The sequence below is a fragment of the Streptomyces sp. IBSNAI002 genome (genome assembly GCF_052244475.1).
Taxonomy (GTDB): domain Bacteria; phylum Actinomycetota; class Actinomycetes; order Streptomycetales; family Streptomycetaceae; genus Streptomyces.
The window spans coordinates 4280000-4306428 of sequence record NZ_JBQPXG010000002.1 but is presented as its reverse complement, the minus strand read 5'-3'; the positions used below and the strand labels follow the sequence as shown (position 1 = coordinate 4306428).

Genomic DNA, 26429 nt, shown 5'->3' with positions numbered 1-26429 from the left:
GGTCCTGGGGCCGATTCGTCGGCCGGGTCCTCGGCCCTCGGGCCTCACTCGCCGATGCGTACCAGGGCGAGCGTGATGTTGTCCGGGCCCCCGGCCCCGATGGCCGCCTTCCACAGTTCGAAGGCCGCCTTGCCGTCGTCGTGCACGCGCAGCAGGCCGTCGATGGTCTCCTCGGGCACCGGGTCGGTCAGCCCGTCGCTGCACACCAGGTAGCGGTCGCCGGGGGTCAGCGGGAAGTCCGCCACGTGCGGGGTGACCGGGGTCTGCCCGCGGGTGCCGCCGAGCACCTGGGTGACGGCCGAGGTGGTGCGGTGGCCCGGCGCCGGGGGCGGGCTGTCGTCCACGCTGAGCTGGCGCAGCCCTTCCCCAGTCGCCTGGAACACCTTGCTGTCACCGACGTTGAAGGCCAGCAGCGACTCCTCCAGTACGAGGGCGCCGGCGACCGTGGTCCCCATGGCGGTCAGGTCCGGGCGGCCTGCGGCGGCCTCGTACACCGCGCGGTTGCAGACCTCCAGGGCGTCGCGGACGGCCTCGCCGCCGTCCAGCGACGGGCCGAGCAGGGAGAGCTCGCGGACGACCAGCTCACTGGCGACCTCGCCGGCCGGCTGACCGCCGAGCCCGTCGGCCACCGCGACGACGAGCGGCCTGCCGAGCGGGAACACGAGCGTCTGGGGGCTCTCGGTCGCGGTCCCGCACAGCGTCCACGGGCCGATGACCAGGCTGTCCTCGTTGTGCTCGCGCACCAGCCCGGTATGACTCAGGGCGGTCACGGCGATGTACGGCACCCCACCATTGTTGCGCCGCTCGGCATGCGGCGCGTGACCTGCCGGAGCAGGCTGGTCGTGGGGCCCGAGGAAAGGACTGCGACAGATGTTCGCGAGGCTGAGCACCTACCAGGGATCACCCGTTCCCGCGGAGGGAGACCTGAGCGCGCATTCGGAGGAGATCGTCCGGCAGGTCCAGGACCTTCCCGGTTTCCGGGGCGTCTACTACCTCGTCGACCGCGCCTCGGGGAAGGCCACCTCGCTGACCTTGTGGGACGACGAGCGGACCATGCGGGAGAGCGAGGAGCGGGCGACCCGGATCCGCGAGGAGACGGCCCTGCGCGAAGGCCAGCGGATCGTGTCGGTCGAACGCTTCGAGGTCGGCTTCAGCCGTCTCGAGCCGTAGCGCGGAGCCGCGACGACTGCCCGGCCGTACGAACCAACGGGAGTCCCCATGACGCAACCGAAGCCCGCCCCGCCGACCACGTCCTTCCCCCCGGACCCGGCCGGCCGGCCTTCGCCCGCCGGCCACCGAGGTCACCCCGGGCACCCCTTCCCGGCCGACCCGCAGGCGCCGAGACCGGCCCGCGGCCCCGTCCCGGAGCCTTTGCGCCCGGAGTCCTCGCGCCCGGAGCCCGAAGCACCGGGTGCGCACGGCTGGACCGTCCCCGAACCCGGCGGCCGCGGCCGCCCGTAGCCGAACCGGCGGGCTCCGCGTGACCGGCCCGGGCCGCGAGGTCAGGCCGTGGCCCGCGCCCGGTCGAGGCTCGCGGTCTCCTGCCGTACGACGCGCCGGCGGCGGGCCGGGATGCCCAGGGTCGGGTTGGCGACGCCCCAGGCCGCGCCCTTGCAGATCAGCTCCTTGTAGCGGGCGGCCGTGCGGCCCGTCAGGGCGCGTTCGACGGCGCGGTCGTCGGCGGTGACGAACTGGATCAGGCCGTCGCGGCGGCCGAGGGAGACGCACTGCTGGGAGTAACGGAGGGGGATGCGGGGGATCTTGGTGCCGGCGAGGCGGGCGGCGAGGGCGTCGGCGGCCTGCCAGGTCATGGGGATGCCCGAGGCGCAGGACATGCGCAGGGGCTTGTCGCCCGGGCCGAGCGCCATCGCCGCGTCGCCCACGGCGTACACGTCGGGGTGCGAGACCGAGCGCATGGTGCCGTCGACCACGATCCGGCCGTCGTCGGCGAGCTCCAGGGTGGTGGCCCCGGCGATCGGGTGGACGGCGAACCCGGTGGTCCACACCGTGACGTCGGAGGGGAGGGTCCGGCCGTCGTCGACGGTCACGCGGTCCGCTTCCACGGCGTCGACCGCGGTGTGTTCGTGGACGGTGATGCCGAGCCGGCCGACGACCTTCCGCAGGTGGGCGCGGCCCTTCTCCGAGAGCCAGTCACCGAGGGCGCCGCGCGCGACGAGCGCGACGTCGAGGTCCGGGCGGGTCTCGGCGATCTCGGTCGCGGCCTCCAGGCCGGTCAGGCCGCCGCCGACCACGACCACGGTCCGGCCGGTGCCCAGGGCGGCCAGGCGGTCGCGGAGGCGCTGCGCGCCGGGGCGGCCGGCGATCTCGTGGGCGTGTTCGGCGACGCCGGGGACACCGCCGTCGTTCCAGCCGCTGCCGAGGGCGTAGACGAGAGTGTCGTACGCGAGTGCTTCCCGCTCGGGGCCGTGTCCGGCGGCGTCACCGTCTTGCGGTCCACGTCCACGGCGCCGACCTTCGCGAGCTTCAGCTCCACACCCGTGCCCGCGAACATCTCCCCGAACGGCCGGGGCCTGAGTTCCTGGCCGGCCGCGATCTGGTGCAGCCGGACGCGCTCGACGAAGTCGGGCTCGGGGTTGACGAGCGTGATGCTGACATCCGCGCGGTGCAGCCGCTTGGCGAGGCGGCCGGCGGCGAGGGCTCCGGTGTAGCCGGCTCCGAGGACGACGATGCGGTGCTGCATGTCCGTGCTCCTGTCTGGGCGGGGGCCGCCGGTGTCCGGCGTCGTTACGCCCCTTGAACCGGACAGCCCTCCATTCCCTGACAGGTGCGGGATGTGACCTGCATCACACCGCTCCGGAAGGGTCTCAGAGGGTGTGCAGCGGGACCTCCCCGCGTCCCGCGTCGGCCCACTGCCCGGTCGCCCGCACGAGCTTGTCGGGGTTGACCTGGCTGCGGATCGCGACGATGCCCTCCGCGGTGGCCTCCAGGCAGATGATCCCGGCGACCCGCCCGTCCACGACCGCCACGATGGCGGGCCCGCCGTTCGCGGTCGTGGCGAAGATCTCCGGCACGCCGCCGATATGGGCGCGCTTGGCCGCGCTGGGCTTGAACAGGCCGCGCATGAACGTCGCGACCGCGAGCGCGCCCTCGAACGCCTTCGCACGGGCCGGAACCTTCCCGCCGCCGTCGCCGACCGCGACGGCGTCCTGCGTGAGCAGGCGGATGAGGGGCTCCGTACGCCCACTGGTCGCCGCGGCCAGGAACTCCTCGACGATCCGGTGGGCGGCGGCCTCGTCGATCTCGGTGCGCGCCCTGCCGTCCGCGATGTGCTTCTTGGCCCGGTGGTAGGTCTGCTGGCTGGCGGCTTCGGTGATGTCCAGGATCTCGGCGATCTCCCCGTGCGGGCAGGCGAAGGCCTCGCGCAGCACGTACACCGCCCGCTCGCCCGGCGACAGGCGCTCCAGCAGGACGAGGACGGCGTACGACACCGAATCGCGCTGCTCGGCGGTATCGGCCGGACCGAGCATCGGGTCCCCGGCGAGCAGCGGCTCGGGCAGCCACTGGCCGACGTACGTCTCGCGCCGGGCGCGTGCCGAAGTGAGCATGTTGAGGCACCCGTTGGTGAGCACCTTGGTCAGCCAGGCCTCGGGCACCTCGATCCGCCCGATGTCGGCCGCCTGCCAGCGCAGATACGTCTCCTGCACGGCGTCCTCGGCGTCGCTCGCCGACCCGAGCAGCCGGTAGGCGATGGCCTCCAGCCGCGGCCTGGCGGCCTCGAACCGGTCCACGTCACTCATGATCAGCGCCATGCCCGCGATCCTAGGTGCCCCGAGACCGTTGTCGGCCGCCGCCTACGGATTCGAACGGGCGGCGTCGAGGGAGTCGATGTCCTCCATGAAGGACAGCATCCGGGCGTTGACCACGTCCGGGTGGTCGATCTGCGGGCCGTGTCCGGTCGCGCTGACGATCTCGGCGCGGGCTCCGGGGACGAGGCGCGGTACGCGTTCCAGCTGCCGCTCGGGGTGCACGAGCAGGCTGTGCTTGCCCATGATGACGTAGAGCGGGGTCCGGACGGACCGCAGCGCGTCCTCGGCCAGCGGCAGGGGCGCGGGGCGGCGGATCCGGTACGCGCGGGCGCCGAGCTGGATCCACCTGCGCATCTCGGGGACCGCGAGCACCGGCTGGTCCAGCCAGGCGGCGAGGCGCGGGCGCAGCGCCTTCGGGGCGAAGGTGGCGAACAGGCTCACGAACACCCAGGCGAAGAAGCGCAGGCCGACCTTCTCCAGGCCGCCCGGGTCGAGGGCAGTGACGGAGGCGAGCCGTCCGGGCCGCCGGTGGGCCTGGTTGAGGACGAGCCAGCCGCCGTAGGAGGAGCCGACGAGGTGGACCCGGTCGAGGCCGAGCGCGTCCAGGGCCTCGTCCATCCACTGCGCGGCGCGCTCGGGCTGCCACATGGGCTCGCGGTGGACGCTGCGGTTGGCGTCGCCCGGGGTGTCGAGGGCGTAGACGGGGCGGTCGAGGCTGAGTCCGGGGGTGTTGGGGTACCACATCGCCGAGCTGTAGCCGGCGCCGTGGATGAGGACGATCGGGGTCCGGGCCCCGGCGGCGGGGTCCACGGGGCCGTACCGGTAGACGTGGGTGGTGCCGAAGCCCGTCTCGACGTCCGTCTCGGAGCGGGCGGGCGCCCCCATCGCGTGGAGCACGTCCTCGGCGGCGAAGTAGCGGTCGCGCAGGGCTTCGTTGACGTAGCGGCCGACATCGCGGCGGCGTGCGCGGGCGGTGTTCTCGGGCACGGCGGCACCTCCTGGGAAGATCCATTCTTCGTGGTACGACCGTACCATCAATATGGTACGCCGGTATCATGAAGAAGTCCGGGCAGCGGGAACGCGCCCCCATCGACAGGCGGAGACACGAGAAGATGCCGAAGCGCGTGGATCACGAGGAGCGGCGCGCCCAGATCGCCGAGGCACTCATCCAGGTCGCGGGACGGCGCGGACTGCATGCCGTCGGCATGCGCGACGTCGCCGCCGAGGCGGGAGTATCCCTGCGTCTCGTGCAGTACTACTTCGAGACCAAGGAGAAGCTGCTCTTCCACGGCCTGCGCCACCTGACCGACCGCTTCACGGCGAGGGTGGGCGCCCGCCTGGCCGCCGCCGGCCCGGACCCCGGGCCGCGCGCCACGGTGGAGGCGCTGCTGCTGGCCTCGCTGCCGACCGACGAGGAGAGCCGTACCTTCCACCTGCTGTACAGCTCGTACGCGATCCTGTCGGTGACCGACGAGGCACTGGCCGCCCAGCCCTTCATCGACAACCCCGACGCCGCGGAGAACGCCCTGACCGGACTCCTCGAGCAGGCGCAGGCGGCCGGCCTGGCCGACCCGGCCGCCGACGCGCGCACGGAGGCGATCAGCCTGCTCGCGATGGCGGCGACCCTGGGCACCGGCATCCTGGTGGGCCAGCGGACCCCGGAATCGGCGATCGCGGTACTCGGCCACCACCTGGACCGGATCTTCACGACGGCGGAGACGCCCGAATAGGGACATGGGGACGCGGATCCGACCCGCGCGAGGCGGCGTCCGTACGCGTGGTTACGCGTCGTTGCGCGGTGCGCGTCGGCGCGTGAGGCACGGTGAGGGGCATGAGCGTCACCGTGCGGCCCCCGACGAAGGCCTCGGCGAAGGACATGGTCCGGATCCCGGGCGGGACGTTTCTGATGGGGTCGGCCGACTTCTATCCCGAGGAGAGGCCGGTCCACCCGGTGACGGTCGACGGCTTCCGGATGGACGCGCATCCGGTCACCGTCGCGGAGTTCCACCGGTTCGTGAAGGCGACCGGGTACGTGACGGTTGCCGAGCGGGAGCTCGATCCCGCCGACTACCCCGGCCCTTCACCTTCACCGGCGGTACCCTGCACCGCGTCGCCGTCGACGTCAGCGGCGAACCGTACGTCGACCTCGAACGCGAAGCGGAGGCCATGCTCGCCCGCGAATAGCGGCCTATTGCCGCTCGGGTTCCGGCACCGGTCCGCAGGCCTCAGCCAGCAGGGCGATCACGCCGCCCATCTGCTCGCGCACCTGCGGATCGCCGATGAGCCCGTCCGCCCCGACCGCATGAGGGGCCACCGGAATCCGGGCGCAGGCCGGTTCCACGATGGCGGCGCCGGTATGGCCCAGCACGAGGCGCAGCGTTGCCTCCGCCCCCTGGCCACGCCCGGGGGCGGCGGCGTTCACCCACGCCACGGGCTTGTCGCAGATCTCGGTGCCGCCGACCGTCCAGTCCAGCAGGTTCTTGAACGAGCCGGGCAGCGTGCCCGCGTACTCCGGAGTGCAGATCAGCACCGCGGCAGCCCCGCCGATCGCAGCCCGCAGCCCGGCCACGGGAGCGGGCAGCGGATCGGCGTCGTCGTCGGGGTTGAAATGCGGAAGCCCGGCCAACCCCTCGTACACGACGGTACGCACATGCGCGGGGGCCACTGCGCGCGCGGTGTTCAACACCGCCTCGTTGGAGGACCCGGCCCGCAGGCTTCCGGACAGCAAGAGGATCGACGGCAGCTCGGACACCCCGGCACCCTACCGATCGTCGTTGTCAGTGCCTCCTCTTAAGGTCACCGCATGACGACGTTCCGTTCCAGCCTCACGCTCTGGCGGATGGTCAGCGGGGCACGGGAGCTCACTGAGCACCCCGAGTGTGCTGGAGCGCATCGGTGCAGTGCTGCGCGTCATGGAGCCCGCCTCCGGCGGGAGCAGGTACGGCAAGGGCAGGCCCTTGGTGAACGCCTTGGAAGATGTCGCCCAAGAATTGGTCCTGCTCGGAGACTTCGCTCTTGCGCAGCGGTTCCAGCGCTTCGCCGCCTACGCCGGCGGCGAACTGTTCCTCGAAATCCTCGAGAACCACTACGACGAGAACGCCCGGCGTCGTAGCGAGGAAGGCATACGCAGGCTGGTGGCCATCGGTGCCGATCGAGCGGTGGCCGTTCTGGACGCCCTCTCCAAGGACGACCCCGAGGCGACGGTGGCTGCTCCACGGTTCCCACGATGTCGGGTCTGCCCTGTCGGGCCGGGCACGGAATCCCGTCGGCCGGAGGCATCGCCCCAACGGCGTACGGGAAAGCCGGGCCGGGTCAGCCCGCCGAGCTCCACGTCGTACGGATCCGAACCGTTGTTCACCGTCCCTGCCGGCACGTTGGGTCAGGGCCTTCCGTCATCCGCGCCACTCGAACAGGACGAGCGTCGCATCGTCCGAGGTGGTTTCGCCGCGTGCCCGCATGAGGGTGTGGGACAGGTCCCGGGCCACCGCGCGGATTCCCTGGTCAGCCTGCTCAAGCTGGTTCACCCAGTCGATCAGCTGCTCCTCGCCGAACTGTTCCTGCCCGCTTTGGTGTTCTTCGATCAAGCCGTCGGTGAAGCACAGGACGCGGTCGCCCGGCTCCAGAGTCACCGCGCTGACCTGTGGCTGGGCCCCTCCGAAGCCGACGGGAAGGGTCGTGGGGCTGTCCAGACGGCGTACGACGCGGTGCGCGCGGATCAGCATCGGCGCAGGATGCCCCGCGTTGACCCACTGGAGGCGTCCCGTGTCCGTGTCCAGGCGCATCATCTGGGCCGTCACGAAGTGGTCCGGGTCGAACTGTTCGGCGACGGCCCGGTCCATGAAGAGGTAGATCTCGGACAGTTCGATGCTGATGCGGCGCGCGTGGCGGTATGCGCCGATGGCCACCGTGGCCATCGTGGCCGCGTCCAGGCCGTGCCCCATGGCGTCGACCATGGCGAGGTGCAGGACGTCGCCGTTCAGGGCGTAGTCGAAACTGTCCCCCGCCACGGCGTAGGCGGGCTCCAGGACTCCGGCGACAGCGACGCGCGGCATCACCATCGACAGCGGGGGCAGCAGGGACCACTGGATCTCTGCGGCCACGCTCATCGGTTCGCTGCGGCGGGTGCGGAAGAAGAGGTCGGTGTAGCCGTTCTTCGTCTCCAGCAGGTCGGCCACCAGGCCCGCGACCCTGCGCAGGAGCCGGCGGGTGTCGTCGTCGATCCCGCCCAGAGTGACCGCCAGGACCCCCACCTGGTCGCCGCCGTCCAGCAGGGGCAGGTGGACCCGTACGCCGTCGGGCGTCAGGACTTCGAAGGGGCGTGCCTCCAGGAAGCACCGGCCGGCTTCGGACCGGTCGATGGGCTGCGGCTCACCAGCGGCCAAGCCGCCGACGGGCAGGGGGACCAGCTGTCGCTGTCCGTAGTCCTGGAGCAGGATCTGTGGTTCGCGTCCCCCCAGCCGGGCCATCGTCTCGGCGACGAGCGGGCCGACCATGTGTGGTGCCAGCTCGGGCGCACGGTCCAGGAACACCCCGAGCAGTTCCTCCCCGAAGCTCTCCGAGCGGTCCGGGTCCCCGCGCCCTCCGACGGTCATCCTCTTGCCTCCAACCGGGCGGCGGGCCGGCGTCCGGCTGCATGGGCAGCCTGGCCTTCAGGATGCTCCCCCGCGACCGGGCCCGCCACACGGCTTCCGTGCCCGACGGCCTTTTCCGGTTCGCCTGGCGTCCGCGTCCGCGCGCACATCGGCCGTCCCTGAACGCTCGTGATCAATACATCAGGGCGTGCCTTTCGGATCAGTCCGGGCGCCTGGCCGTCCCTTCCTCCTCGGCCTCCATGCGCCGGATTCCCTCGTGGGTGAGGGTGACCATCGCGGGGGTGTTGCCGGGTTCCCAGTCGACAGTGATCAGTCCTTCGCCGGCCAGATACGTGCAGGCGGCGGCCAGGTCCTGTTCCGGTACGTGAAGGTCGCGCCGCAGCTGCGCTCCGGTGAGGCCGAGGAGGCGGTTGCCTTCGACGGCTTCGTACAGGACCTGGAGCACCTGTTCGCGGTAGGTCTTGCGTTCGCGCAGTGTGGCCATGACCGCGTCCTTTCGTGTGTGGGGTGCGCTCCGGGGCCCGCCGGGGCTTCTCAGATCTCGTCGGAGTGGGCGCCGGTGCCGACGGGGGTCCGGCTGGCGGCCAGCCACGAGCGGGCGTCGGGGCCGGCGGGTGTTGCCGTGTCCACGGTGAGGTGGAGGCGGGTGTCGCCGTCGAGACCGGGGTAGCTGCGCGCCTCGGCACCGGCGAAGCAGCCGCGGAGGGCTTCCGCGACCGCGCGGGCGGCTTCGGGCGTGTGGGCGATGATCCGTACCTCGGCGTGCCCGAGCGACGGCAGTTCCTGGGTCTTTATGTACTTCACGTGGGCGTGTTCCCTTCGTAGTGGGCGGAGGATTCGGCGGGTGGGCGCGGGGCGCCCGCCCGACGGCCCCGGTCAGGAGGAAGGCCTGTTCCTCACCGGTCGGCATCCGTGCGGTGGGCTCGACGACCGGTGGCGTCCGGCAGACCGGGAGGTCTCGGCAGGGGGTCGCTGAACTGGTAGGCCGCGATCCGCGCGTCGTGCTGGGCGTTCAGCAGGTGGATCCAGCGCATTCCGGTGGCGATCGCGAGGATGATCACCGCGGTGAGGACGACGGTCTCCACGAAGCTCACCTCCAGCCGATTCCGGGCAGCGGGAGGGCGCTTCGGCCTATCGGGTTCCCGAAGGCGGACATGCATGCCCCGCCCTCGCCCTCCCAGGTGTCTTCCCGACGACGGGCATCGCGGATGCTGCGCCCTATGGCGGCTTCGTTGGCCATCAGCACGCTCGAGGTGAGGACGCTGCCCGGTATCGCCGCGGCGGCCATCAGGCGGGCCGCGGCTGCGGGTGCGGTCTCGGGCGGAATCACGAGGAGGTCCCAGCGGCCGACGGTGTAGGAGAGCAGGATCAGTTTGTCGGGGTCCTGTTCGGTGAACCAGCCCACGTGCAGCGTGCGCCCGTCCATGGCCACGGTGTGCGGTACGACGGGCCAGCGGGTGGGGTTCACGGTGACGCGGGTGATGCGGCCCCAGGGCTCGTCCAGGGCGGCCAGCAGCCTCGGGAGCTCGGCTTCAAGGTTGCGTGAGAGGGGCCACCAGGCGCCGTCCAGCCGGCCGGCGAGCGTGCTCTTCGGGGTGAGGGACAAGCGAGCCGGAAGCTCTGCGGCGAGGTCGCGGGGGGCGGTCCGTGCGAGGGTCGTGGCCATGATGTGGACCTGCCCCCGGACTGCCCATCGGCAGCCCGGTATTTAGGCGATCGCCGGAAATGACACCCGCGTGAAAGCCGGTGTGCGAAGTACTTCCGGTGCTTTCACTGTACGCCTGTTCGGCCGACCATGACCGGCGTGACCTGGTATTTCCGACGGGCCGCGGAGCGCGTGGCGGGAGTACCGTGAAAGGACGGGCCCGCGCACGTCGCCCGACGGCACCGCACTGGTGCCGACCTGCGACGCAGCACGGCCGCACCCCGTAGACGGGCGGACCCACATGGCTGACTCCGACACCCCCCACACGTCTCCACTGCTCCTGCCGGACGCGATCCACGAGGCGATCAAGCCCGGTACGGCACTGCTGCGCCTGGAGACCACGAGCTCCCGGCAGGGGCGCCTGGACGGCGCGTGGTGGCCGCGCACCCGCGACATCGAGACCGAGCTGCCCGCGCTGATCAGCGTGTTGACCGGGCATCTCGGCCTGATTACCCGCGTGGGCGTGGACGCGTCCGCCTGGAACGGCCTCCCGACCCGCCTGGTCATCGACGGCCGGGTCGTGCACCTCGACTCCGACCCGGTCGGCGACGACACCGTCCTCATCACCCGCGGCCACAACGACCACTTCGCCCTGCTGGTGGTTCCCCCGGACACCACCGCCGACGCCGCCCGCGAAGCCATGGCCCGCGCCGTCCGCGCCGACAACATCACGCAGGCCGCTCAGATCCTCATCGCCACCACACCCGAACCTGAGGACAGCACCGCCGATGCGGCAGGCTGACCCCGGTTCCTCAGGGGCCTAGCCGAGAGCGTGGCGCCACCGTGGCGGGCAGCCCGGTCCCCTCCGGCGTCGGGGTGCCACAGAGCCCGGCCGGAGTGACTGTGGACCGGCCGGGCTCTGGGCGTGTGGGCGAGTCGTGCGCTGGTCAGAGCCCCTCGTCGTGCAGGTCCTCTTCGCGCAGCAGGTCGTCCTCACGGCGGCGCGAGGTCTCCTTCGGGCCAGGCTTCTGTCCCTTCTCGCGGGACGGCTTGCCCGGCTGGGGCTGCGCGGGGTCTCCGGGGCGACGGTGCTCCTGCGCCTCGCGGCCCTTGCCCGACTCCTGACGCTTGTCCTGCCTACCGTCCATGACGGCGACTCCTCTTGGTGAGTGGGGTACGGATTCCTCTCGGATCACGCTGACACGCACAGAGACGGCCCGCATCATGTCGACTGCGAAGCGAGGCACACGGATGAGGCCCCTCCCGAGCGGGCAGCGTCGAAAGGCCGGCCATCCCTCCAGCGCCGAGGAGGACGCGATCCGCACCCCGCCCAGGGCCCAACCTGACGCCCTACGAGGGCACTTGTGGCACGCGAATGGCATGAGACCCCAGAGGGATCTGGACAACAAACAAGCCCCAGGTCTGTGACCTGGGGCTTTGTCATGGAGCGGATGACGGGAATCGAACCCGCTCTATAAGCTTGGGAATCATGACGCTGCGGGTGTCGATATGGCTTCTGACCTGGGGATACGGTCGGCTGTAAGGCCTGCGTCGGGCGTCTGTCCGGAACTCTGTTGACCGCTGCTCGCCGCCCTGAAGGGCACGGATGGGGCACGCTCCTGCCTGGCGCCTCGGCGAGGCGGGGCAACCCGTGATTTTCGTCCGTCCGTGGGACGGGCGGGCGGAGGCCGGACTGCTGGGTTGCACGAGCAACGCGCTCACCGCAGGTGCCTGGCCGAGATGGCGAGGGCGGTGGCCGGCCGCCGCGTGTGTCAGCAGGTGCCTCGGGCGGTTTGGCGCGGTGCGTCAGAGGCCCTGATGGTCCGCCGTTGTTCTGTTCGCCGGCTTCCTGTTGGCCGTGGTGTTCGACTGCACGACCGGGCGTACGGCGGAATGCGGCAACGCATCGCAGCCGTTCGTGCGGTAGCGGCTCGCGCGCTTGCGGCCGGAAGAGCCCATGGCTCTGAGAGTGTTGACGTGGGCGGGCGCAAGACCATGACCGTGTACCGCGTGCCGCCTTCGTCGACCAGGGGAGAAGCATGACCACCAAGGACGTCGGGCCGGAACCTCAGAGTTTCGACCTTGAGAAGGCGACGCTCGAGAACTCGAACTATCGCGCGGTCGCCTGGTCTGGGAAGTACCTTCAGCTGACCCTCATGTCGATCCCGGTGGGTGAGGACATCGGCTTGGAGGCGCACCCGGAGACTGACCAGTTCCTACGGCTCGATGCGGGCCGGGGCCGCGTACAAATGGGCCGCACGAAGGATCGACTCGACTTCGACCGGGAGGTCGAGGATGGCTGGGCGATCTTCGTGCCCGCCGGCACGTGGCACAACGTCACCAACATCGGTGAGGAGACCCTGCAGCTCTACGCCGTGTACGCGCCGGTCCACCACGCGTCGGGCAAGATCCATGGGACAGCCGCCGACGCGGAGCGCGATGAGGACTCGGGCGATGACGAGCCGCCGAGCTGGTCGGTCCAGCCTGTCCAGCAGCCTTCGGACGAGCACGCCTGACCAGCGAGGGCACCGTCGTGGCCGTACTTGGCGCGAGTGCCGACGTGCGCGGGACGATCGGCCTTCCTCCTTCGGGGCGCTCGCCTACTGCACCATCGCCAACGCCTCCGCTTGGACGTTGACTCCGGCCGAGAGTCGGCCGGAGCGGATCATGCCGGTCGGGGCCCACTCGCCGGAGTGGGCCCCACCAGTCTGCTCAGGTCAGACGGCTGAGGCTATCGGCTCGTTCTGTGTGCGCAGGGCGGCAAGGTACCGCTCGGCGTCCAGCGCTGCCGCACAGCCGGTGCCGGCTGCGGTGATCGCCTGGCGGTAGGCGTGGTCGACGACGTCGCCGGCGGCGAAGACGCCGGGGATGTTCGTCCGTGTGGACGGAGCCTCGACGTCGATGTAGCCCTCGTCGTCGAGGTCGAGCTGGCCGGTGAACAGCTCGGTGCGAGGGTCGTGCCCGATCGCGATGAACAGTCCGGTCACGTCGAGGTCGCGGGTCTTGCCGGTGAAGGTGTCGCGTAGGACGACACCGGAGAGCATGCCGTTCGTCTCCTTGATCTCGGCGATTTCGCTGTCGAAGGCGAAGGAGATCTTGTCGTCGGTGAAGGCCCGGTTCTGCATGACCTTGGATGCGCGCAGTGTGGAACGGCGGTGGACGACGGTGACGGACTTGGCGAAGCGGGTGAGGAAGGTGGCTTCCTCCATGGCGGTGTCGCCTCCTCCGACCACGACGATGTCACGGTCGCGGAAGAAGAACCCGTCGCAGGTCGCGCACCAGGACACCCCGCGACCGGAGAGTTCGTCCTCATTGGGCAGGCCGAGCTTGCGATAGCCGGAACCGGTGGCGATGATCACCGTCTTGGCGCGGTGGACGGTGCCTTCGGAGTCGGTGACTTCCTTGATGGTGCCCGTGAGGTCGACGGAGACGATGTCATCGTCGATCATCTCGGCGCCGAACTTCTCGGCCTGGGCCCGCATGTTGGTCATGAGGTCCGGGCCGTCGACCCCGTCGGGGAAGCCGGGGAAGTTCTCGACCTCGGTCGTAGTGGTCAGCGACCCGCCGACGAAGATGGAGCTGCCGAACAGCAGCGGCTTCAGCTGGGCGCGGGCGGTGTAGAGGGCGGCGGTGTACCCGGCGGGGCCGGAGCCGATGATGATGACGTCGCGTATGCCGTCACCAGCGGTGGTCTGCGGCATCGGTGTCAGCCCTGCTTCTTGGCGTCGATCTCGGCGATGAGGCCCTCGATGAGGCCCTTGATCTCGTCGCGGATGGGGCGGACGGCCTCGACACCCTGGCCGGCCGGGTCCTCGAGCTGCCAGTCGAGGTAGGTCTTGCCGGGGAAGTACGGGCAGGCGTCGCCGCAGCCCATGGTGATGATGTAGTCGGAGGCCTGGGCGGCTTCCGGGGTGAGGACCTTCGGCTTCTGGTCGGAGATGTCGATGCCCAGCTCGGCCATGGCGGCGACGGCGGAGGGGTTGATCCGCTCGCCGGGCACGGAGCCGGCGGAGCGGACCTCGACGCGGTCGCCCGCGAGGTGGCGCAGGAACCCGGCCGCCATCTGGGAGCGGCCCGCGTTGTGGATGCAGACGAACAGGACGGAGGCGGCAGGAGCGGAGGACATCTGTTCTTCCTTGGAGTGAGTCGACTGCGGTGGGGATCTGCGGGGGCTTCAGGGAGCGAGCTGGGTGAGGAGCTCGGTGATGTGTGCGTCGATGGCGTCGCGGATGTCGCGTACGACGGCGATCGGCGCTCCGTCGGGGTCGGCCCCGGGCCAGTCGAGGTAGCGGCGGCCGGGCATGACAGGGCAGGTGTCGCCGCACTCCATCGTGATCACGATGTCGGCGGCCTCGACGACTTCCGAGGTCAAAGGCTTGGGGTAGGCGTCCGTGAGGTCCGCGCCCGCCTCGGTGAGGGCCTGTGCGATGTGCGGCTCGACCTCGTCGGCGGGGTGGGTACCCGCGGAGGAGACGGTGACGCGCTCGCCCGCCCGGTGTGCGAGGAGAGCTGCTGCCATCTGGGAGCGGCCAGCGTTCTGGCTGCACACGAACAGCACCCGCGTCGGGCCGCTCGTCAGCCCTTGTGCGTGGGCGAGGGCGCCCAGGCGGTCGGCGGTCAGCCGTTCCGCCAGCACGACGAGGTGCGTACGGATCCGTGCCTGCTCGGCGAGCCGGGTGTAGGAGTCGGCGAGCAGGCCCAGCACGGTTTCCGGCGCGAAGTGGCCGGCGTAGCGGGAGGCGAGACGGGCAGCCCCTGCGGCCAGGCGTTCGTCCGGCAGGAGGGGTGAGGAGGGCGTGGGCATGGCGATCCCGTTCAAAGGAGCCAATAAGGTCAGCTCGGGCTGGTGTCAGCCCCAGCTGATGTGACAGTATCAGCCCATGATGACGTCAGTCGACACTGATCTGATCCGGGTTCTGGCCGACCCGCTCAGGCTCCAGATCGTGACCCTGCTCGCGCGCGAGACGCTGTGCACCACCCACCTCGTGGAGGAGACGGGTGCCAAGCAGACGAACCTCTCCAACCACCTGAAGGTGCTCCGGGAGGCGGGGGTCGTGGAGACGGAGCCATGCGGGAGGTACATCTACTACCGCCTGCGCCCGGATGTCATCGAAGCCCTCGCCGGTCAGTTCGCCGACCTCGCCCAGACCGCGCGTGCCACCGCCGAAGCGAACCTCAAGCGGTCCTGCCCGTAGCTTTTCGCGCTTTGCCTCACCTGCCCGAGGAGACCCTGCCTTGACCGCCACCGAGCCCGTCGCCGCCCCCGCAGCGGAGAGCGACATAGCCGCCGACGCGCCCCAGCCCGCACCCGGCGCGACCCCGCCCCGCACCCCGCTGATCGCCCGCGCCGCCGCCGAGCTGGTCGGCACCGCGGCCCTGGTCGCGATCGTCGTCGGCTCCGGCATCCAGGCCACCGACCTCACTCAGGACGTGGCCCTGCAGCTGCTGGCCAACTCCACTGCCACGGTCTTCGGCCTCGGCGTGCTGATCGCCCTCCTCGGGCCGGTCTCCGGCGCGCACTTCAACCCGGCCGTCACCCTGGCCGAGTGGTGGACCGCCCGCCGCGGCGGCGCCGGAGTCACAGCCCGCGAGCTCGCCGTCTACGTCCCCTCCCAGATCGTCGGCGCCATCGGGGGCGCGATCCTGGCGGACGCGATGTTCGGCGAGCCGCTGGTGAAGTGGTCGCAGCACGACCGCTCGGCCGGCAACCTCCTGCTCGGCGAGGTCGTGGCGACCGCCGGCCTGATCCTGCTGATCTTCGGACTGGCCCGCACCGACCGCCTGCGCTTCGCCCCCGTCGCGGTCGCGTCGTACATCGGCGCGGCGTACTGGTTCACCTCGTCCACGTCCTTCGCCAACCCGGCCGTCACCGTCGGTCGCGCCTTCACCGACACCTTCGCGGGCATCGCCCCGGCCTCCGTGGCCGGGTTCATCGGCATGCAGCTGGTCGGCGCGATCGTGGGCCTGGCGCTCGTGGCGGTCATCTTCATGCGCGGCAAGAGCGACACGGAGCGGCCCGCGGCATGACGCGCAGTGCGGATGTGGTGGTGATCGGCGGCGGCCAAGCAGGGCTCGCCGCCGGGTACCACCTGCGCCGTCTGGGCGTCGAGCACGTCATCCTCGACGCGCAGGCGGCACCCGGCGGGGCCTGGCAGCACACCTGGGACTCCCTCCGTCTGTTCTCCCCGCCGCAGTACTCCTCGCTGCCCGGGCGGCTGATGCCCGCCCAGCCCGGCGAAACGTACCCGGACGCGCGGCATGTCGTGGAGTACCTCGCCGACTACGAGAAGCGGTACGAGCTGCCGGTCGAGCGCGGGGTGTGGGTCGACGCCGTGCACCGCGACGGCACTCATCTGCGGGTGGAGAGTGAAGCGGGCGACTGGCGGGCCCGCACGGTCATCAGCGCGACAGGCACCTGGACCCGCCCGTTCATTCCCGCCGTCCCCGGTCGTCGTGAGTTCTCCGGACGCCAGCTCCACACGGTGCAGTACAAGAGCCCGGTCGAGTTCGCCGGCCGGCGGGTGATCGTGGTCGGCGGCGGCAACTCCGGCGCCCAGGTCGCCGCCGACCTCGCCTCCGTGGCCGAAGTGACGTGGGCCACCCAGCGTCCGCCCCGCTACCTGGCCGACGACATCGACGGCCGCGCCCTCTTCGACGCGGCCACCGCCCGCCGCCAAGCGCTGGACGCTGGAAGCACCGACACCGGCGGCGTCGCCTCCCTCGGCGACATCGTGGCCGTGCCGCCCGTACGTGCCGCCCGCGACGCCGGACTCTTGCACGCGAAGCCGATGTTCACCCGGCTCACCCGCACGGGTGCCGAGTGGGCCGACGGCACCCTCGCGGAAGCGGATGCGGTCATCTGGTGCACCGGCTTCCGCCCCGCCCTCGCTCACTTCGCCTCACTGCGCCTGCGCGGCACCCGCGGCCACATCGCGACCGTCGGCACCCGGGCCGTCGACGACCCGCGGCTGCACCTGCTCGGCTACGGCGACTGGACGGGCCCCGCCTCGGCCACCCTCATCGGCGTCGGCCGTCCCGCGCGCGACGCCGCCCGCGAGATCGCATCCCTGCTGTCCTGACGCCCAGTGTGACCCCTGACGCGCCTACGCTGGAAAGGCAAGCCTGTCCGGGGGCCTGCCGAAAGGCCGTCCGATGCACATGCGCCACCACTTCCACATCGACCACGCGGGGCACTCGGTGAGCGTCACTGTCGAGACCGGCCGCAACCCCGTTGTGGGGGTCCTCGTGGACGGCAAGGAGGTCGTCCACGAGACGGCTGACCACGACCGGCCCATGGTCCTCCCCATTGAGCTGCCCACCGACCCGCCGACTCCGGCCGAGGTCAGGACGGCATCGGGGCCCGGCGTGCCACGCTGCATCCTGCACCTGCCCGACGGCGAGCAGCACGTCATGTCCCCGCGTTCTTACTGACCGGCAGTCGGGAAGCGTCAGGTGACGGCGGGGCTGCGGCGCTCCAGCAGCACCACGTCGCGCCAGACGCCGTGGTGGCGGCCGATGCGTTCGCGGGTGCCGATGATCCGGAAGCCGGCCCGCTGGTGGAGGGCGAGGCTGGCGTGGTTTTCGGGGAAGATGCCGGACTGGATCGTCCAGATCCCCGCGGCCTCCGTCGAGCCGATGAGGGCCGTCAGCAGGGCGGAGGCGACACCCTGGCCACGGGCGGCAGGGTGGACGTAGACGGAGTGCTCGACCACGCCCGCGTACGCGCACCGGTCCGAGACCGCGCTCGCCGCGACCCAGCCCAGGACCTTGCCGTCGGCGGCGATGGCGACGAAGCGGTGCTCCGGCAGCTTGCCCGCCTCGAACACCCGCCAGGTGGGGGCGGTGGTCTCGAAGGTGGCGTTGCCCTCGTCGATCCCTGCCCGGTAGATCGCCAGGACCTCATCCGCGTGCGCTGCGTCCAGTGGCGCGATGGTGATGCTCATGCGGAGGCCGCGCGGGTCAGGAGCTGCCCCATGGCGGCGAGCACCGCGGGCTCCACCCGGTAGTACACCCAGGTGCCGCGCCGCTCGGAGGAGAGCAGGCCCGCGTCCTTGAGCTTCTTCAGGTGATGGGAGACCGTCGGCTGGGAGACGCCGACATCCGAGATGTCGCACACGCAGGCCTCGCCGCCCTCGTGGGAGGCGACGGCGGAGAACAGCCGCAGGCGTACCGGGTCGCCCAGGGCCTTGAACATGACGGCCGTCCGCTCGGCCTCCTCGGCAGTCAGCGGGCGCTCCGTCAGGGGCGGGCAGCACGCCGCCACGGCCTCCGGTTCCAGCAACGGCAACACCTTCGTAGTCATGCCCCCATCATCCGAGAAACTTCGACGGATGTCTATGTTGACGAACATCGATCCAGCTGCCAATCTGAGGATGTCAGGACATCGACAGACGTCGAATCAACTGGGAGCCCGCCGTGAACGCATCCACCGAAGCCCTGCCCGTCGTCGTGATCGGCGCCGGCCCGATCGGACTCGCCGCGGCTGCCCGACTCATCGAGCGGGACATCGAGCCCCTGGTCCTGGAGGCCGGACCGGCCGCCGCGTCCGCCGTGCGCGACTGGTCGCACGTACGCCTCTTCTCCACCTGGTCCGAGGTCGTCGACCCGGCAGCCGAGAAGCTCCTCGCGCCGACCGGCTGGGTGAAGCCGGACGGTGCCACCTACCCGTCCGGCGGAGACTGGGCCGATCTCTACCTCCAGCCCCTGGCCGACACCCTCGGCGACAAGGTCCGCTACGACGCGACCGTCACCGGTGTCTCGCGCACCGGCCGCGACCGCATCGTGGACGCCGACCGCGAGACCCAGCCCTTCGTCGTTCACCTCACCAGCCCCGACGGCCGCGAAGAGCGGATCTTCGCCCGCGCCGTCATCGACGCCTCCGGAACCTGGTCCACCCCGAGCCCTGCCGGCGGCAGTGGCCTGCACGCCCTCGGGGAGAAGAGCGCGGTCGACCACATCACCTACCGCGTCCCCGACCTCAAGGACGCCGTCGTCCGCACCCGCTATGCCGGCAAGCGCACCGCCGTCATCGGCTCCGGCGCCTCCGCCTTCACCGCTCTGGCCTACCTCGCCGATCTTGCCAAGGCGGAGGACGGCGCCGGGACGCACGCGACCTGGATCCTCCGGCGCGGGATCAGCGGATCCACCTTCGGTGGCGGTACCGCCGACCAGCTGCCCGCCCGTGGCGCCCTCGGCCTCGCCGCCAAGGCTGCTGTCGACGGCGGCTATGCCGACGCGGTCACCGGCTTCCGCACCGACGCCATCGAGAAGACCGAAGACGGCCGCCTGGTCCTGGTGGGCGAGGACGGCCGCCGCCTGGATCCGGTCGACGAGGTCATCGTCCTCACCGGCTTCCGCCCCGACCTCACCTTCCTGGACGAGCTGCGCCTCGGCCTCGACGAGCGCCTCCAGGCGCCGGTCGAGCTCGCGCCGCTGATCGACCCCAATCAGCACTCCTGCGGAACGGTCTACCCGCACGGCGCGAACGAGCTCTCCCACCCGGAGAAGGACGTCTACCTCGCCGGCATGAAGTCCTACGGCCGCGCCCCGACCTTCCTCGCCATGACCGGCTACGAGCAGGTCCGCTCCATCGCCGCCGCCCTCGCCGGTGACCTCGAGGCCGCCGAGCGCGTGGAGCTGACCCTTCCCGAGACCGGAGTGTGCGGCGGCGCGGGCCTCTTCGACCAGCCCGAGGCCGCGGAAGAGACCGGAGGCGGCTGCTGCGCCGCCCCGGCCACCCTCACCATCGGAGCCCCCGCCACCGTCTCCGGCGGCTGCTGACCACCGTGCCCAACACCCAGGCCGGCGTGGCCGCGACCGGAACGGGGGTCCGGTCGCGGCCACGCGCCGCCCTGCCCGCCCTGTGCGCCACCCAGGTCACCAGCTGGGGAATCCTCTACTACGCCTTCCCCGTTCTGGGCTCCCGGATCACTGCTGACACCGGCTGGTCCCCGGCCGCCACCACCGCGGCCTTCTCCGGAGCCCTGCTCGTCTCCGCCGTGGCGGGCATCCCCATCGGCCGGATCCTCGACCGCCGAGGACCGCGAGCCGTGATGACCGCCGGCTCCGCGCTCGGTACGCTCGCCCTCCTGGTGATCGCAGCCGCACCCAATCTCACTGCATTCAGCGCGGGTTGGCTGCTCGCGGGCGTGGCCATGGCCGCCACCTTCTATCCGCCCGCCTTCGCCGCCCTCACCCGCTGGTGGGGTCCCCACCGCGTCCGCGCCCTGACGATCGTCACCCTCGCCGGCGGACTTGCCTCCACCGTCTTCGCACCGCTGACCGCATCCCTCGCCGAGCACCTGAGCTGGCGGGCCACGTACGCGGTCCTCGCGGCGATCCTGGCCGCAGTCACCATCCCCGCGCATGCCCTGGCGCTTCGTGCCCCGTGGCCGGCCGCCCCACCGCCGCCACCCGCCATCAGTCGCACGCCCGTCCCCCGCAGCCGCCCCTTCCTCCTCCTGGCCGCAGCCTTCACCCTCTCCAGCTTCGCCATGTACGCCGCCGTCATGGGCCTCATCCCACTCCTCACCGAACGCGGAGCAACACCCATCCAGGCTGCCTGGGCCCTGGGGCTCGGCGGAGCAGGCCAGACCCTCGGCCGCACCCTCTACGCGAGCCTGTCCGCCCGCACATCCGTCACCACCCGCACGGCCACCCTCATCGCCCTCGGCGGCGCGACCACGGCAGCCCTCGCCCTCATTCCCGGCCCCGTCCCCCTCCTGGTGATCCTCGCTGTCCTGGCGGGAGTCGTCCGAGGCAACCTCACCCTCCTCCAGGCCACCGCGGTCACCGATCGCTGGGGCACCGCGCAGTACGGCCGTCTCTCCGGGCTCCTCGGCGCGCCGGCCCACATCGCCGCAGCGCTCGCACCGTGGGCGGGCGCCGTCCTCGCAGGTCCACTCGGCGGACACCAAAACCTATTCCTGCTCCTCGCAGCCCTGTCCCTCGTAGCCACGATCCTCTCGCTCGGAACCGTCCGATCGCAGAGGGTCTGTCCAGTAGACGGCTCTGTCCCGTAATCGGCTCTGTCCCGTAATCGGTGGTAACGAAGGGTCACGGTCAGTGCAGGAGGATGCGGTGCCGAAGGAGGTCGAAGCCTGCGCGGCAGTGCATCTGCCTCATGATCCGTTTGGTGCGGGTATTGACGCCTTCGGTCCGGCCGTTGTGGTGCGGGAGGGTGATGCCCGCGTTGACGGTCGCGCGGTCGAGCTCGAGACCGTTTGCAAAGGCATGGAGGTAGGGCAGCTGGGCCGTGCGGACGCCGGTGATCCACGCGGTCAGCTTCTTGTCGTTGCCTGCGGCCGGAGTGAGGAGCTGTGCGAACTCACGGATAAATGAGGCTAGTTGGGCCATCTCGGGGCAGGCTGCGGTGAGCTCGGCGAGGAGGCTTGTGTCCTTGTCCCGGAGGTGGTCGGGATGGGTGAGCAGGAGGCGGGCCAGCCATCGCGGGGTGGTGACGGGCCGGTCGCCTTCGGCCCGGCCCTGGGTGATGTAGCGGTAGAGGAGGTTGAAGCTGCCGGTGTAGCCCTGCTCCTGTACCTCGCGGAACAGCTGTTTCACGGGGACGGCGGGGTCGGCCGCACGGCGTTCGCGCAGGTGGTCGCGGTAGGGGTCGACCAGGGTGGGACGGTAACGCGGCGCCCGGCGCAGGGCCTCGGGTTCACGGGTGCGTGCGTAGCGCTTGACGGTGTTGAGTGACAGGTTCATGCGGCGGGCGCATTCGAGGAGGCCGACGCCCTTGCCGAGAAGGTCGTGGATCTGGTGCCAGCGTTCCCGGGTGGTCTGCTCGTGGACGCCGGCCGGGCGGGGTGTGTTCGCGGTGGCCCAGCAGGCGCTGTGGGAGCGGACCTCGGCCAGGGTCTTCTCACACAGGTTCTTCCACGGGTGCCAGCGGCCGCTGACCTGCACCGCTTCGGGGAGGGCCCGGCGGACGGCCTCGCCGTAGGCGCCGGAGCCGTCGCGGCAGACGATCTCGACGCCGGGGTGCTTGCGCAGCCATCTCTCCAGGGCGTCGGCGCCGCGGCCCGGGAGTACGTCGATGCGTGCGCCGGTTTCAGCGTCGATCAGGACAGTCGCGTAGCGGTGGCGACGCTTGAGCGCGAAGTCGTCGACGCCGAGGACGCGCGGCACCCGCACCACGGGCAAGGGCAGGTGGGCGAGAAGCCTGAAGGCGGTTGAGCGGGATATCGCCGCAGCCAGGACACGGGAGAGGCGGGCGCCTGCCCGGCCCGCTAACTCCTTCACCACCGAGCCGAGCTGGTCGGCGAGCCGGCATGTGCGCCGCTGATAGCGTTCGATCAGGCCCGGGACCTGTTCCCGGAACGTCTGCCGGGGGCAGCCCGACACCGGACAGACCAGGCGCCGGACCTGTACCGACACCACGACCCGCCTGCCATCCGCCGGCACGTCCGCGATCGTACGACGGTGGATGCCGTGCACCTGCCCAGTAGGCTGCCCGCACACCGGGCACTGCACTGGCTCGTCCCGCGTCCGGGCCCGCACCCGGATGTACTCGCCCTCGTCCGCCACATCCTCGACGACCAGCGATGCAAGTCCCGAAAACACCACGCTCACAAGGTCGTTGACATCTTCCATGCAGCATCAACGACGACCGTCACCCTTGGTTACCACCGATTACGGGACAGAGCCGTTCCTTGTACAGGCCCACGTCGTGTGGCGGGGTGCGGCGGAGCAGGTGGTTGCTGGAGGTGAGGGTGAGGAGCCGAGTGGGCTGCCGCTGGAATCCACTGATGGTCAACGATGCCTGCCGCTGCTGGAAGTCGCGGTCGAGGTCGAGCAGCAGGTGCAGTGCAATGACGTCCATGAAGGGCACGCCGACGAGGTCCAGTCGTAAGGGGGCGCCGTCGGCTGCCGCGGCGGCGGTGGCCTCGTGCAGGGCCGGGCAGGTGTCCATGTCCAGTTCGCCGGCCACCTTGATGACCGTGCCTTCTAGATCGTGGCTCATGGTGACGCGGATGCCGTCGTTCATGGTTCGCCCCGTTCAGGGGTCGAGCCCATCACGGTTGCCCGCCGATGCGGGAAAGAAGGCCGCTGAGCGCGCGGCGTAGGGCCGCGCACAGCCGAGCGAGACCACCCGTACCAAACCTTGGCCATTGCATGGCCGTAGGGGCGGCGCGGGGTCTCCCACCAGACCAGGCTGGTTGTCCCCCTTACGGTCCCAGAAGTCGTGGCCGCAGTACAGACGGCGCCCGGCCGCTCTGGGTATACCGTGCTGTCCGCCGCTGAGGTAAGAGAAGATCAGCCGCTGTACCTGCCGGAGCGAAGCAGCCTGCACAGTTCGCGGAGCGCCGGCCCTGTTACTGAGCTTGCAGCGACGTGACACAGCCCGGCCGGGGGACTGCGGTCCGGCCGGGCTCTGGGTGTGTGGGCGAGTGGTGCTCTGCTCAGAGGTTCTCGTCGTGCAGGTCCTCTTCGCGCAGAAGGTCGTCCTTGCGGCGGCGCGAGGTCTCCTTCTGGACCTGCCTCTGCCCCTGCTCGCGGGACGATTTGCCCGGCTGGGGCCGTGCAGGGTCTCTGGGGCGCTGGTGCTCCTGCGCCGCGCGGCCCTCGCCCGGCTCCTGGCGCATGTCCTGCCTACCGTCCATGACGGCGACTCCTCTTGATGCGGGGGTACGGATTCCTCTCGGATCACGCTGACACCCGCAGTAGCGGTCTGCATCACGTCGACTGCGAGGCGAGGCACACGGGTGACGCCTGTCCCCGGTGTGGCGGCGTCGGAAGGCGCGCCATCCCTTCGGTACCGAGGATGGACGCAATCCGCACCCGCCCCTGCTGGCAGGAGCCCCGTCTCATGCTGGAGCCCACGCTGCGCAAGGACCGCACAGAGGTCACCTTCATCCTGCCCGCCGACACCCCACCCGGCCCGGTCAGCGTGGTGGGCGACTTCAAGGACTGGCAGCCCGGTGTCCACACCCTGCGGCCGCCTAAAGACGGGAAACGGGCCGTCACTGTCGAACTGCCGAGCGAGAGTACGCATTCCTTCCGGTATCTGGCCGCCGGCGATCACTGGTTCAACGACGAGAGCGCCGGCGATCAGGACGGCCCCAACAGCCGTCTGCACACCTGATGGACCCAGCGGCGTGAGCTGGCAAGCCCTGTGCCGTTGACCGCCGACACGTGCCCCGGCCCCACACCCCCGAGGCCGGGAGGCGTGCGACGGCCTCTGATTCCGTGCCCGCTCAGGGGCCGTCGTCGTCCGCGCAGGCCAGAGGCTGCCGAGCAGCGGCGGCGCTCGTCGATGGCCCGTCTACGGCCGTCCTGTGTCGAGAGGAAACCTGGCGCTCAGACACACCTCCATGCGTCGAGGAAGGCTTTCCGCTCAGCCGGATCAGCTGATTTGTGGTCCGCGTGCAGGACCCGCCAGGCGGTGAGTTCGAGATCCCGGAGCCACAGCTCGCCGATGACCTGCGTCTTGAGGTCGGGGAGGTGGTCGGATTCGGCGAGCGCCTGGCCGATTACCTCTCCGGCTGCGACGCGCTGGGGCGGGGTCATCTCGTCGACAGCCGAGAGGATCTGACCGGCCAGACCGGTGCCTTCTCCGGCCAGCGAACTCAGCACGAACGTCTTGATGTTGGCGGGCAGCAGGTAGAGGGAGCCTGAGGTCCTCCACAGGTCCGACCAGAAGCGTTCTCCGGCCTCGGTGGGAGCGGGGAGCGCGGCCAGCAGTCCGAGGAGGTGCGCGGTGGCCGCGTACCCATCGGAGTGGGCGGATGCTACGACGGCGATGTCGGCGACGCGCTCGACGTCGATTCGGCCCGCTTCGAGGCGTGGGTCCAGTCCCAGTCGCTGTTCCAGCTGGTGGGAAAGGGGGGCGGATGCGTGGGAGCGGAACTCGGGAAGCATCGGCGGTCCTTGAACGTAGGAGAGCGGAGAGGCCCGTTCGGAAGCCCTGATCGTTCCCATGGCACGCCGACTTACACGACTTCCACGGCCCCAGTTGGGGGCAGGCCTCCAGGACCGGAACCATGGGGCGGCTGAACAGACCGAGTCCGGCGGTGCCGGCCCGGTGGCCCGAGGCAGGCCTCGGGCAATGCTCCTGCGGGCAGGCTCCTAACATGAGCACGTGGTTGCCAGTGACGCCCAGCAGTCCGAGGCAGGAAGGGAAGCCGTGTCCCGCGACGATGTCGAAACCGGCGGTGTGTCTTCCGCACCGACGGTCGGAGGATGCGAGGCAAGTGGTCCTCCCACCGGATCGCACCGTGACAAGGCCGCCGAGGACTCCCACCCGGTTGCCGACCTGGTCGAGCGAGCGGCCGATCTGGTGGAGCCGATCAAGCCGAAGCTACGAGGCTGGCTTCACGCCGGAATGGTCCCCGCATCGCTGGCCGCGGGCATCGTCCTCATCTGCCTGGCGGGGACACCGCACGCCACCCTGGCCTGCACCGTGTACTCCGTCACCGCCTGGATGCTGTTCGGGACGAGCGCCGTCTACCACCTCGGCACGTGGGGACCACTCGGTGAGGCCGTTCTGCGTCGCCTCGACCACGCCAACATCTTCCTGATCATCGCCGGCACCTGTACCCCGCTTGCCGTGCTCCTCCTCCCCCCTGACCAGCGGTCCGTCCTGCTGTGGATCGTGTGGACGGGCGCTCTGGCCGGCATCGCCTTCCGTGTCCTGTGGGTCGGAGCTCCCCGCTGGCTGTACACCCCCTGCTACCTGGCCCTGGGCTGGGCACCGGTGCGTTACCTGCCCGACTTCCTGGACAGTGGTGGGGCGCCCGTACTCGCCTTGATCGTGACCGGCGGGCTTCTCTACAGTGCGGGCGCGGTTGTGTACGCCCTTCAGCGCCCCGACCCCTCGCCCCGCTGGTTCGGCTTCCACGAGGTCTTCCACGCCCTGACCGTGGCAGCCTTCACCGCGCACTACATCGCCATCTCCTTCACCGTCTACTGAGCACGGCAATGTTCTGCCCGGGGGCTGCTGTCGCCCTGGGGCGGGCGAGTTGCCGACTGGCTTCGGGTCAGGGTGCGAGGGGGCGGCGGAGGGAGAGGTAGTAGTTGCCGACGGCGGACAGGTAGCGGTGGTCAGCCGTTTCGCTGTCGGTGGTGAACTGGGGAGCGGCTTTGATCTCTTCCCGGGTCCCTGACACCTTTACCGTCCGTGTTTCGGTGTCGATGCCGGCGACGGCGCCGACCGGGATCAGAATGCTCTTGCCGAACACCCACACGCCGGTGTCGACGAACAGGTGTTGCATGCCGGGCTGGTCCTGCTGGCGGTCCACGTGCCCGATGGTTCCGTCAGCCGCCTAACCGTGAACCCCACCAGTGACTGCCGGGACGTGTAGCCGCTGTCCTGCGCGTACATCCGCACACCGCTCACAACCCCGTCTCCTCACTCTCGGCTCGAAGGCGGCGGCCACAGCCACACCGCCGGCTTGACTCGTCCATCCCCATGCCCCGGTG

Annotated in this window: 31 protein-coding genes and 4 pseudogenes; 14 read left to right on the top strand and 21 right to left on the bottom strand. The window is 70.8% G+C overall.

Annotated elements, in window-relative coordinates:
* Nucleotides 1–44 precede the first annotated feature (44 nt).
* Nucleotides 45–785 carry a PP2C family protein-serine/threonine phosphatase gene (locus tag ACTVZO_RS20775; protein ID WP_443299813.1) on the bottom strand — a complete coding sequence of 247 codons (741 nt, stop codon included), beginning with the start codon at nt 783–785 and terminating at the stop codon, nt 45–47.
* Nucleotides 786–870: 85 nt separating this feature from the next.
* Here ACTVZO_RS20775 and ACTVZO_RS20770 point away from each other — a divergent pair, with 85 nt between their 5' ends.
* Complete coding sequence (locus ACTVZO_RS20770) at nt 871–1170, top strand: hypothetical protein (protein WP_443299812.1); 300 nt, start codon at nt 871–873, stop codon at nt 1168–1170.
* A gap of 332 nt (nt 1171–1502) precedes the next feature.
* Here the strand turns inward: ACTVZO_RS20770 and ACTVZO_RS20765 are convergent.
* The 3 genes and pseudogenes from ACTVZO_RS20765 to ACTVZO_RS20755 all read right to left on the bottom strand — a co-directional run bounded on the left by ACTVZO_RS20765 (nt 1503) and on the right by ACTVZO_RS20755 (nt 4754).
* Nucleotides 1503–2701: pseudogene (locus tag ACTVZO_RS20765) on the bottom strand (NAD(P)/FAD-dependent oxidoreductase).
* A gap of 124 nt (nt 2702–2825) precedes the next feature.
* The gene (gene sigJ, locus ACTVZO_RS20760; RefSeq protein ID WP_443299811.1) at nt 2826–3770 is read right to left on the bottom strand and encodes an RNA polymerase sigma factor SigJ; all 945 of its coding nucleotides are present in this window, start codon (nt 3768–3770) and stop codon (nt 2826–2828) included.
* Between the two features lie 42 nt (nt 3771–3812).
* Entirely contained in the window at nt 3813–4754 is a 942-nt protein-coding gene (locus ACTVZO_RS20755) for an alpha/beta fold hydrolase (RefSeq protein ID WP_443299810.1), read from the bottom strand.
* 125 nt (nt 4755–4879) lie between these two features.
* On the opposite strand from ACTVZO_RS20755, the gene ACTVZO_RS20750 reads away from it, so the two are divergent.
* Both ACTVZO_RS20750 and ACTVZO_RS20745 read left to right on the top strand, forming a co-directional pair.
* Nucleotides 4880–5497 carry a TetR/AcrR family transcriptional regulator gene (locus ACTVZO_RS20750; protein WP_443303232.1) on the top strand — a complete coding sequence of 206 codons (618 nt, stop codon included), beginning with the start codon at nt 4880–4882 and terminating at the stop codon, nt 5495–5497.
* A 101-nt stretch (nt 5498–5598) separates the two neighbouring features.
* Nucleotides 5599–5814 (top strand): annotated as a pseudogene (locus tag ACTVZO_RS20745) (SUMF1/EgtB/PvdO family nonheme iron enzyme); the annotation flags it as partial.
* A 141-nt stretch (nt 5815–5955) separates the two neighbouring features.
* Here the strand turns inward: ACTVZO_RS20745 and ACTVZO_RS20740 are convergent.
* The 6 genes from ACTVZO_RS20740 to ACTVZO_RS20715 all read right to left on the bottom strand — a co-directional run bounded on the left by ACTVZO_RS20740 (nt 5956) and on the right by ACTVZO_RS20715 (nt 10025).
* Nucleotides 5956–6519, bottom strand: coding sequence for an NADPH-dependent FMN reductase (locus tag ACTVZO_RS20740; RefSeq protein ID WP_443299809.1), 564 nt, complete (start codon nt 6517–6519; stop codon nt 5956–5958).
* Between the two features lie 640 nt (nt 6520–7159).
* Nucleotides 7160–8359 carry a PP2C family protein-serine/threonine phosphatase gene (locus ACTVZO_RS20735; protein WP_443299808.1) on the bottom strand — a complete coding sequence of 400 codons (1200 nt, stop codon included), beginning with the start codon at nt 8357–8359 and terminating at the stop codon, nt 7160–7162.
* Nucleotides 8360–8558: 199 nt separating this feature from the next.
* On the bottom strand, nt 8559–8843 hold the full coding sequence (locus ACTVZO_RS20730) for a hypothetical protein (protein ID WP_443299807.1): 285 nt from the start codon (nt 8841–8843) through the stop codon (nt 8559–8561).
* 50 nt (nt 8844–8893) lie between these two features.
* Nucleotides 8894–9163 (bottom strand): hypothetical protein, encoded by a 270-nt coding sequence (locus ACTVZO_RS20725; RefSeq protein ID WP_443299806.1) that lies wholly within the window; start codon nt 9161–9163, stop codon nt 8894–8896.
* A gap of 92 nt (nt 9164–9255) precedes the next feature.
* Entirely contained in the window at nt 9256–9444 is a 189-nt protein-coding gene (locus ACTVZO_RS20720; protein ID WP_443299805.1) for a hypothetical protein, read from the bottom strand.
* A gap of 5 nt (nt 9445–9449) precedes the next feature.
* The gene (locus ACTVZO_RS20715) at nt 9450–10025 is read right to left on the bottom strand and encodes a DUF5994 family protein (RefSeq protein WP_443299804.1); all 576 of its coding nucleotides are present in this window, start codon (nt 10023–10025) and stop codon (nt 9450–9452) included.
* A gap of 280 nt (nt 10026–10305) precedes the next feature.
* Here ACTVZO_RS20715 and ACTVZO_RS20710 point away from each other — a divergent pair, with 280 nt between their 5' ends.
* Nucleotides 10306–10806 (top strand): DUF5994 family protein, encoded by a 501-nt coding sequence (locus ACTVZO_RS20710; RefSeq protein ID WP_443299803.1) that lies wholly within the window; start codon nt 10306–10308, stop codon nt 10804–10806.
* A 145-nt stretch (nt 10807–10951) separates the two neighbouring features.
* Here ACTVZO_RS20710 and ACTVZO_RS20705 read toward each other — a convergent pair whose 3' ends face one another.
* On the bottom strand, nt 10952–11152 hold the full coding sequence (locus ACTVZO_RS20705) for a hypothetical protein (RefSeq protein WP_443299802.1): 201 nt from the start codon (nt 11150–11152) through the stop codon (nt 10952–10954).
* Between the two features lie 891 nt (nt 11153–12043).
* On the opposite strand from ACTVZO_RS20705, the gene ACTVZO_RS20700 reads away from it, so the two are divergent.
* Nucleotides 12044–12520 (top strand): cupin domain-containing protein, encoded by a 477-nt coding sequence (locus ACTVZO_RS20700; protein WP_443299801.1) that lies wholly within the window; start codon nt 12044–12046, stop codon nt 12518–12520.
* Between the two features lie 8 nt (nt 12521–12528).
* Nucleotides 12529–12680: pseudogene (locus ACTVZO_RS20695) on the top strand (amino acid permease); the annotation flags it as partial.
* A 41-nt stretch (nt 12681–12721) separates the two neighbouring features.
* Here the strand turns inward: ACTVZO_RS20695 and trxB are convergent.
* Genes trxB through ACTVZO_RS20680 form a run of 3 tightly spaced genes read right to left on the bottom strand, consistent with a single transcriptional unit; the run spans nt 12722 to nt 14808 of the window.
* On the bottom strand, nt 12722–13705 hold the full coding sequence (trxB, locus tag ACTVZO_RS20690) for a thioredoxin-disulfide reductase (RefSeq protein ID WP_443299800.1): 984 nt from the start codon (nt 13703–13705) through the stop codon (nt 12722–12724).
* A gap of 5 nt (nt 13706–13710) precedes the next feature.
* On the bottom strand, nt 13711–14130 hold the full coding sequence (locus ACTVZO_RS20685; RefSeq protein ID WP_385979178.1) for an arsenate reductase ArsC: 420 nt from the start codon (nt 14128–14130) through the stop codon (nt 13711–13713).
* A gap of 48 nt (nt 14131–14178) precedes the next feature.
* Nucleotides 14179–14808, bottom strand: coding sequence for an arsenate-mycothiol transferase ArsC (locus ACTVZO_RS20680; protein ID WP_443299799.1), 630 nt, complete (start codon nt 14806–14808; stop codon nt 14179–14181).
* Between the two features lie 76 nt (nt 14809–14884).
* Here ACTVZO_RS20680 and ACTVZO_RS20675 point away from each other — a divergent pair, with 76 nt between their 5' ends.
* The 4 genes from ACTVZO_RS20675 (at nt 14885) to ACTVZO_RS20660 (ending at nt 17435) form a co-directional block, all read left to right on the top strand.
* Nucleotides 14885–15199, top strand: coding sequence for an ArsR/SmtB family transcription factor (locus ACTVZO_RS20675; RefSeq protein WP_393784786.1), 315 nt, complete (start codon nt 14885–14887; stop codon nt 15197–15199).
* A gap of 40 nt (nt 15200–15239) precedes the next feature.
* Nucleotides 15240–16031 carry an aquaporin gene (locus tag ACTVZO_RS20670; protein ID WP_443299798.1) on the top strand — a complete coding sequence of 264 codons (792 nt, stop codon included), beginning with the start codon at nt 15240–15242 and terminating at the stop codon, nt 16029–16031.
* Nucleotides 16028–17083 carry an ArsO family NAD(P)H-dependent flavin-containing monooxygenase gene (locus ACTVZO_RS20665; protein WP_443299797.1) on the top strand — a complete coding sequence of 352 codons (1056 nt, stop codon included), beginning with the start codon at nt 16028–16030 and terminating at the stop codon, nt 17081–17083. The genes ACTVZO_RS20670 and ACTVZO_RS20665 overlap by 4 nt, the downstream gene beginning before the upstream one ends.
* 73 nt (nt 17084–17156) lie before the next feature.
* The gene (locus ACTVZO_RS20660; RefSeq protein WP_393784783.1) at nt 17157–17435 is read left to right on the top strand and encodes a hypothetical protein; all 279 of its coding nucleotides are present in this window, start codon (nt 17157–17159) and stop codon (nt 17433–17435) included.
* A gap of 17 nt (nt 17436–17452) precedes the next feature.
* Here the strand turns inward: ACTVZO_RS20660 and ACTVZO_RS20655 are convergent, their stop codons facing one another.
* The gene (locus tag ACTVZO_RS20655; RefSeq protein ID WP_443299796.1) at nt 17453–17947 is read right to left on the bottom strand and encodes a GNAT family N-acetyltransferase; all 495 of its coding nucleotides are present in this window, start codon (nt 17945–17947) and stop codon (nt 17453–17455) included.
* Nucleotides 17944–18306 (bottom strand): ArsR/SmtB family transcription factor, encoded by a 363-nt coding sequence (locus tag ACTVZO_RS20650; protein WP_393784781.1) that lies wholly within the window; start codon nt 18304–18306, stop codon nt 17944–17946. The genes ACTVZO_RS20655 and ACTVZO_RS20650 overlap by 4 nt, the downstream gene beginning before the upstream one ends.
* A 113-nt stretch (nt 18307–18419) precedes the next feature.
* On the opposite strand from ACTVZO_RS20650, the gene ACTVZO_RS20645 reads away from it, so the two are divergent.
* Together ACTVZO_RS20645 and ACTVZO_RS20640 are read left to right on the top strand one after the other, a co-directional pair.
* Complete coding sequence (locus ACTVZO_RS20645; RefSeq protein ID WP_393784780.1) at nt 18420–19784, top strand: NAD(P)-binding domain-containing protein; 1365 nt, start codon at nt 18420–18422, stop codon at nt 19782–19784.
* Nucleotides 19785–19789: 5 nt separating this feature from the next.
* Nucleotides 19790–21025 carry an MFS transporter gene (locus ACTVZO_RS20640; protein ID WP_443299795.1) on the top strand — a complete coding sequence of 412 codons (1236 nt, stop codon included), beginning with the start codon at nt 19790–19792 and terminating at the stop codon, nt 21023–21025.
* Between the two features lie 40 nt (nt 21026–21065).
* Here ACTVZO_RS20640 and ACTVZO_RS20635 read toward each other — a convergent pair whose 3' ends face one another.
* The 3 genes from ACTVZO_RS20635 to ACTVZO_RS20625 all read right to left on the bottom strand — a co-directional run bounded on the left by ACTVZO_RS20635 (nt 21066) and on the right by ACTVZO_RS20625 (nt 23611).
* A complete protein-coding gene (locus tag ACTVZO_RS20635) occupies nt 21066–22601 on the bottom strand; it encodes an ISL3 family transposase (protein WP_443299794.1) in 1536 nt (511 codons plus the stop codon).
* Between the two features lie 19 nt (nt 22602–22620).
* On the bottom strand, nt 22621–22995 hold the full coding sequence (locus tag ACTVZO_RS20630) for an STAS domain-containing protein (protein WP_443299793.1): 375 nt from the start codon (nt 22993–22995) through the stop codon (nt 22621–22623).
* Nucleotides 22996–23410: 415 nt separating this feature from the next.
* Nucleotides 23411–23611 carry a hypothetical protein gene (locus ACTVZO_RS20625; RefSeq protein ID WP_443299792.1) on the bottom strand — a complete coding sequence of 67 codons (201 nt, stop codon included), beginning with the start codon at nt 23609–23611 and terminating at the stop codon, nt 23411–23413.
* Nucleotides 23612–23772: 161 nt separating this feature from the next.
* On the opposite strand from ACTVZO_RS20625, the gene ACTVZO_RS20620 reads away from it, so the two are divergent.
* Nucleotides 23773–24093 carry an isoamylase early set domain-containing protein gene (locus tag ACTVZO_RS20620; protein WP_443299791.1) on the top strand — a complete coding sequence of 107 codons (321 nt, stop codon included), beginning with the start codon at nt 23773–23775 and terminating at the stop codon, nt 24091–24093.
* Nucleotides 24094–24308: 215 nt separating this feature from the next.
* Here ACTVZO_RS20620 and ACTVZO_RS20615 read toward each other — a convergent pair whose 3' ends face one another.
* Nucleotides 24309–24869: a hypothetical protein gene (locus tag ACTVZO_RS20615; RefSeq protein ID WP_266594587.1), complete on the bottom strand. Its 561-nt coding sequence runs from the start codon at nt 24867–24869 to the stop codon at nt 24309–24311.
* Nucleotides 24870–25089: 220 nt separating this feature from the next.
* Here ACTVZO_RS20615 and trhA point away from each other — a divergent pair, with 220 nt between their 5' ends.
* On the top strand, nt 25090–25920 hold the full coding sequence (gene trhA, locus ACTVZO_RS20610; RefSeq protein WP_443299790.1) for a PAQR family membrane homeostasis protein TrhA: 831 nt from the start codon (nt 25090–25092) through the stop codon (nt 25918–25920).
* Between the two features lie 67 nt (nt 25921–25987).
* Here the strand turns inward: trhA and ACTVZO_RS20605 are convergent.
* A pseudogene (locus ACTVZO_RS20605) lies at nt 25988–26346 on the bottom strand (PRC-barrel domain containing protein).
* Nucleotides 26347–26429: the final 83 nt, after the last annotated feature.